Genomic DNA, 5117 nt, shown 5'->3' with positions numbered 1-5117 from the left:
TTACAATGCGGATATCTGTATCTAACGGAAATAACCTTGGAATTGCATAATGTAATGGATTCGGTTTTGATTTCTCTATATGAACAAGATCTCTTGCGACTTGATGTACATCTTTTGTTTTCGCAATTTTACCAAGATAATAATCATGTGGTTCTGTTATTTCACGTTTTTCGACATATAACGTTTTTGCAATTTCATCAACTAAATCATCAAAATTCGGTAAGTTTGATTTCCCTTTCATAGAAACTCCCGCTCCAACAAATAACACTAACTTTCCTTGCTCAATGTGATCAATTAACTCATCTGGAATTTCTACTTCTGAAGTAATCCACATCCTGGATTCCCCCTTACCTAAAAATGTCATACACTCTCATTTTACTATAACATTTTTTCGTTATTTTTATAATATTTAGACTAAATTCCGAACATGAAAAAGTTTTATGTAAATAAATCCGTTACAATGTATGAACTCCAGAATTTATTGCAAAACTATGTATAAATCGGAGGTGTAAATTTTGAATGATTTCACAGTAGTGCTTATCAAGTTTATATCGTGCATTATCGCATTTAGCATTGGGCTTGCTTTATTTTTCCCTGCAACGTTTGTTCAAATTATTTCATTCAGTCTCTTTGTTACAATCGTATCCTACATGTTCGTTGATAAAATTATTTTAAATCGAATTGGCAATACTGGTGCCATTATGTCGGATTTCTTATTAACATATTTAAGCGTATGGATTTTCGGTAATATTTTATTAGACAACTATATGCAAATTGCATGGGGCAGTATCCTTTCTGCCATCGTCTTCACTTTATCTGAAGTAATCGTTCATCGCTTCTCTAACTCTCATACAAGGCACAACAATGATAACATTCGTATTAATCGCCGCTTTGCATATGGTACGGAGTTTGCTGAAGAACAAAATATATTGGATAAAGACAAGAAAAAGTAACATTTTAATGCAGGAGCACCCTTTTTAATTATGTGGTGCTCCTTTTTTATATATTTTCATTATGGTACGTGAAATTATATAAACGATTATTTCAAAATATCGACTTACCAACAATATTTGACGCTATTTTTCTAATAAAAAAACTGCCTCTTATTTAGAGGCAGCCACTTTCAAGTCTTTTAATGCAACAACATCCGCAAACGCTCCCAATACTGCGTTATGATGTTTCACAATATCTTCAGCACGTAACACTTCTGCATCAAATGTACTATGCGCATCACTAACTAACGTTACTTTATATCCTTCACTACATGCTCTGCGCGTTGTCGTATCTACACAATACTCTGTTTGCATTCCCGAAAGAATAACGTGTTCAATTCCTTTCTCTTGTAACACTTCGCTTAAGTTTGTCTTATGGAATGAATCTGGCGTCGTCTTTTCAACAATATCATCCCCTTCTTGCGGAGCGATTGTTGCATGGATTCGCCATCCATCCGTACCTTTTTCTAACGGATGGTCTTTAGGACCGTTATGTTGGACATAAATAACTGGAATATCATTTGAACGACATTCCCCAATAAGCTCTTGCAATGTTTGTAAAAATTTTTCCCCATTATGTACTGGCATTCCAGCTGTATACATACCCGCTTGTACATCAATTACGATTAATGCTTTTTTCATTTCCCACAGCTCCCTTCGTTTATATAAGCCATTTCATATTCATTATAATTGTTTATATTCCATCATCCAACAATCTTCTAGTTTCCCCTCATGCAGCTCATGTTCCTTTAAAATCTTTACTTTTTTAAATCCGCATTTTTCATAACACTTTATCGCTCGTTCATTATTTACTTTCGGATCCATTGCGATTGCTTCTGCTCCCATTTCACCCATAATGTATGTAATTGCTGCCTGAACGAGTTTTTGTCCAATTCCTTTTCCCCAATAGGCTGGTTCACCGATAAATTGATCCATTCCCCATACATTTTGTGATTCTTTATAGCCATATATCGCTTTCCACTCTGAATCAACTGGGTACATTTGTATGTAACCAATCGGAACGGTATCAAATTCTATTAAACATCTTTTTTCATTATTGTTTGGATTATGTATAAAATGATCAAGCACCTTTTCTACAGATTGCGGATTATCTCGTCCTTCGTAATACTGCAGGACTTCTGGGTCCGTTAACCATTTAGAAATGATAGATACATCATCTTCCATTACGTATCTAATCAATAACCCTTCTTTTTGAAATAGCATATTATACCTCTATTATTCTTTTATATTTTTTCTTGATATTATATCTTTCATTGCACCTACTAATGCATATGGTAGTAATGTTATCGTAAAAAATGCTGTAAATACGTTAAATTGCGGGATTGTATAGAGTGTGAACCATTCTGTGAAAAATTGAGAATTTAATATTCTATTAAAAAACTCTCCGCCTGGTCTAAAGTTTGGTGCCCACGCAGTTATTTCACACAAAATAAAGTGAAACTTTAATCAGTGGGGGTTTTGTTCATCCCCCACTGATTATTAGTTGAAACAATCGGGCTTTTACGGGCAGTTGATTCCCCACCTAACTTCTTCGCTCTCGCTGAATTTTGAGGTGGGGATCTTACTGCCCGTTAATGCGGGATAAACAGTAACTGAACAATAAAAAATGCCCCTAGATAACGAAACCAAGTCCGTTTCCATATAGGTTGTGCATTTTTTAATATGTCCCCCATCTAATCCCCTCCTTAAATATCCATCATATTAATTATACACTTTCCTCACTTTATTTATTAAAATTTTCTATATAGTTAATACCGTTGGGGGAATACATTATGTCTAAATCTATACTTACATCCACTTTAATCATTCTTAGAGGAAACTCCGCAAGTGGTAAAACAACGATCGCAAAGCAACTACAAGAACATTTCGGACAAGGTACACTTTTAGTCTCTCAAGACGTCGTGCGTAGAGATATGTTAAGAGTACACGACACGATGGGGAACTTATCTCATGATCTACTATTTGAAATTACGAAGTAGGGAAAAAGAAAATGTGAATTTGTTATTTTAGAAGGTATATTGAACAGTCGTAGGTATGGTGAGATGTTAAAAGAATTAATTCGTTATTTTGATGAAAATGCATTTACATATTACTTTGATTTATCATTAGAGGAAACTATTAGACGACATAACACAAGGGACAAACGACATGAATTTGGTGAAGATTTCCTACAAAGATGGTATAATCCGCACGATACAATTGAGGTTGCCAGAGAAACTATTTTTACAGATAACTTTACGCAAAAAGATATATTTGATGTGATTCTTAATGATGTTGCGATACAAAAACAAGACTAACATAATATGTTAGTCTTGTTATGTACTTTGTGTTTCCGTTTTTATAATTGAACAATCTTGACATAAATAAAAATAAATATTCATTTCCCCAAACTGGAAATCAACTACTGAAATAAGTCCGCGTTCCTCGATATCTTGTGTAATTGTAGCAACATACTTCATCTCTTTAGAACAAGTTGGACACGCCAAATCCTCTGGAAGATCCGCATATAATGGTGCCCCTAATAATCTACATACATATTCAGAACCGAACAAGTCAAAAGCTTCCCAGTAACTATCTTCATCTGTAGGTATATCTTCATTTTTCATATTTATAGGCTTTACCGTTGTTTTTGGTAATGAAACTGGTAACTTATCTTCCTCTTCCATTATCCATTCTTCTGTATTTTGCTGCTGTAAGATTTGAACTGTTTTACCTCCATCACTTAACTGAAAATATTGCGGTTCCCACACCATCGCGCAGTTCAAGCATGAAACGAATGGTAAAATATTTAGTTCATTACTTTTAAGTTCAGCAAGTCTCCCATCTTTTAAATCAAAACAGAGAATTTGATGCATCTTCTCACCGCATAACTTACATACTGGCAAATTACAATCTTGACCGCCAAAGTAATGATTATATGAACCTCTTCCTTCAATTACTCTATACCCTTTCCGCTCATTACAATGTGCGCCATATAATTCTATTGTCATATTCTATCCTCGCCTTTTATAAGAATGATTCACAAAATGATAATAATTAAGACTAAAAAACATCGTCTTCCTGAATAGTTTCCATAATAAATTCTTTTAAACTCGGAGATATTTCTTCCATTTCGTCATCCGCGTGATACCAAATATATATTTTATCATCCATTTTTCCATTATTTATTTTAAAGCACAATTTATCCCCTGAACCATCGTCACCAATTATGATAAGATTTTCTGGCATAGACTCATCTCTCATGTCAATGTTTTGTCTAACTATATCATCCCAAGTTTTCGTTACATTTCTATTATCTTTAATCGGATATAGCATCCATACCCCTATTTCAGCATTATTAACTAATTTAATAAGATCCCTATATTGATTTGGGAAAGCAACACCTAACTTTTCTTCCGTTTCTTTTATTTGCAACTCCAATACACCTTGTTTCTTTGTTTCAATATATTCTCTTACTTCTTTCATGAAATACACCTATCCTTTGAACTTAATTACACTATTATGAGTGAACGTGTTTAGTAAACGATTTGATCCGATTTATATATTTCATTATACGTTAACCCTTCGTTTTCAACATACTATTCTTCTCTACTTCTCAATAAACTTCTGTTCTACTTCCTTACCTCATTCTTAATAGTTTTTCTAAACATGAGACAATTTTTATGTTTTATTACAGGTTTATTAGTAAGTCATTTAAAAATCCTATTATACTTCCACTAAAAAAATAAAAGCCAGCCTCAATAAAGAGAACTGACTTCTATTTGGATCATTATAGTTACTATAAAATTTTTACTTTAACAGTTTTTCTTCCCCAATTCATAGCTTTACTTTTTGACCCCATTAATACATCAATACGATTACCTTTAATTGCGCTTCCAGTATCACCAGCGATAGCTTCTCCATAACCTTCTACCCATACTTTAGATCCTAATGGGATTACTTTCGGGTCGACTGCGATAATTCTCATATTCGGATTTGCCGTTAAATCATGCCCCATCGCAGTTAAAACGCGTCCACCATATGTACCATTTTCACTTGGATCAGCAGTATACGCTGTCGCTACTACCGTTAATTCACGTTTAGCAGACTGTATGTTGTTTTTTG

At 33.8% G+C, this 5117-nt stretch carries 7 protein-coding genes and 3 pseudogenes; 2 read left to right on the top strand and 8 right to left on the bottom strand.

Features of this window, described 5'->3' with window-relative positions; translation table 11 throughout:
- Nucleotides 1–364 (bottom strand): SIR2 family protein (locus tag MR170_RS29590; protein ID WP_481746793.1); only part of this gene is annotated, 364 nt, incomplete at its 3' end.
- A 151-nt stretch (nt 365–515) separates the two neighbouring features.
- On the opposite strand from MR170_RS29590, the gene MR170_RS29585 reads away from it, so the two are divergent.
- Nucleotides 516–953: a YndM family protein gene (locus MR170_RS29585; RefSeq protein WP_000997702.1), complete on the top strand. Its 438-nt coding sequence runs from the start codon at nt 516–518 to the stop codon at nt 951–953.
- 150 nt (nt 954–1103) lie between these two features.
- Here the strand turns inward: MR170_RS29585 and MR170_RS29580 are convergent, their stop codons facing one another.
- From MR170_RS29580 to MR170_RS29565, 4 genes and pseudogenes are all read right to left on the bottom strand, one after another.
- Complete coding sequence (locus MR170_RS29580) at nt 1104–1634, bottom strand: cysteine hydrolase family protein (protein WP_016081173.1); 531 nt, start codon at nt 1632–1634, stop codon at nt 1104–1106.
- Between the two features lie 42 nt (nt 1635–1676).
- Complete coding sequence (locus MR170_RS29575; RefSeq protein ID WP_000898782.1) at nt 1677–2216, bottom strand: GNAT family N-acetyltransferase; 540 nt, start codon at nt 2214–2216, stop codon at nt 1677–1679.
- A gap of 12 nt (nt 2217–2228) precedes the next feature.
- Nucleotides 2229–2447 (bottom strand): annotated as a pseudogene (locus MR170_RS29570) (YfzA family protein); the annotation flags it as partial.
- Between the two features lie 155 nt (nt 2448–2602).
- Nucleotides 2603–2686, bottom strand: a pseudogene (locus MR170_RS29565) (YfzA family protein); the annotation flags it as partial.
- Between the two features lie 99 nt (nt 2687–2785).
- Here MR170_RS29565 and MR170_RS29560 point away from each other — a divergent pair.
- Nucleotides 2786–3310 (top strand): annotated as a pseudogene (locus tag MR170_RS29560) (kinase).
- Between the two features lie 18 nt (nt 3311–3328).
- On the opposite strand, the gene MR170_RS29555 reads toward MR170_RS29560, so the two are convergent.
- The 3 genes from MR170_RS29555 to MR170_RS29545 all read right to left on the bottom strand — a co-directional run.
- Complete coding sequence (locus tag MR170_RS29555) at nt 3329–4003, bottom strand: hypothetical protein (RefSeq protein ID WP_242310458.1); 675 nt, start codon at nt 4001–4003, stop codon at nt 3329–3331.
- A gap of 52 nt (nt 4004–4055) precedes the next feature.
- On the bottom strand, nt 4056–4478 hold the full coding sequence (locus tag MR170_RS29550) for an SMI1/KNR4 family protein (RefSeq protein WP_050844036.1): 423 nt from the start codon (nt 4476–4478) through the stop codon (nt 4056–4058).
- 313 nt (nt 4479–4791) lie between these two features.
- Nucleotides 4792–5117 (bottom strand): 3D domain-containing protein (locus MR170_RS29545; protein WP_242305039.1); only part of this gene is annotated, 326 nt, incomplete at its 5' end.

It is taken from the genome of Bacillus cereus group sp. BfR-BA-01524, from assembly GCF_022662595.1.
Classification (GTDB): domain Bacteria; phylum Bacillota; class Bacilli; order Bacillales; family Bacillaceae_G; genus Bacillus_A; species Bacillus_A thuringiensis_S.
This window is presented reverse-complemented; position numbering and strand designations above follow the sequence as displayed.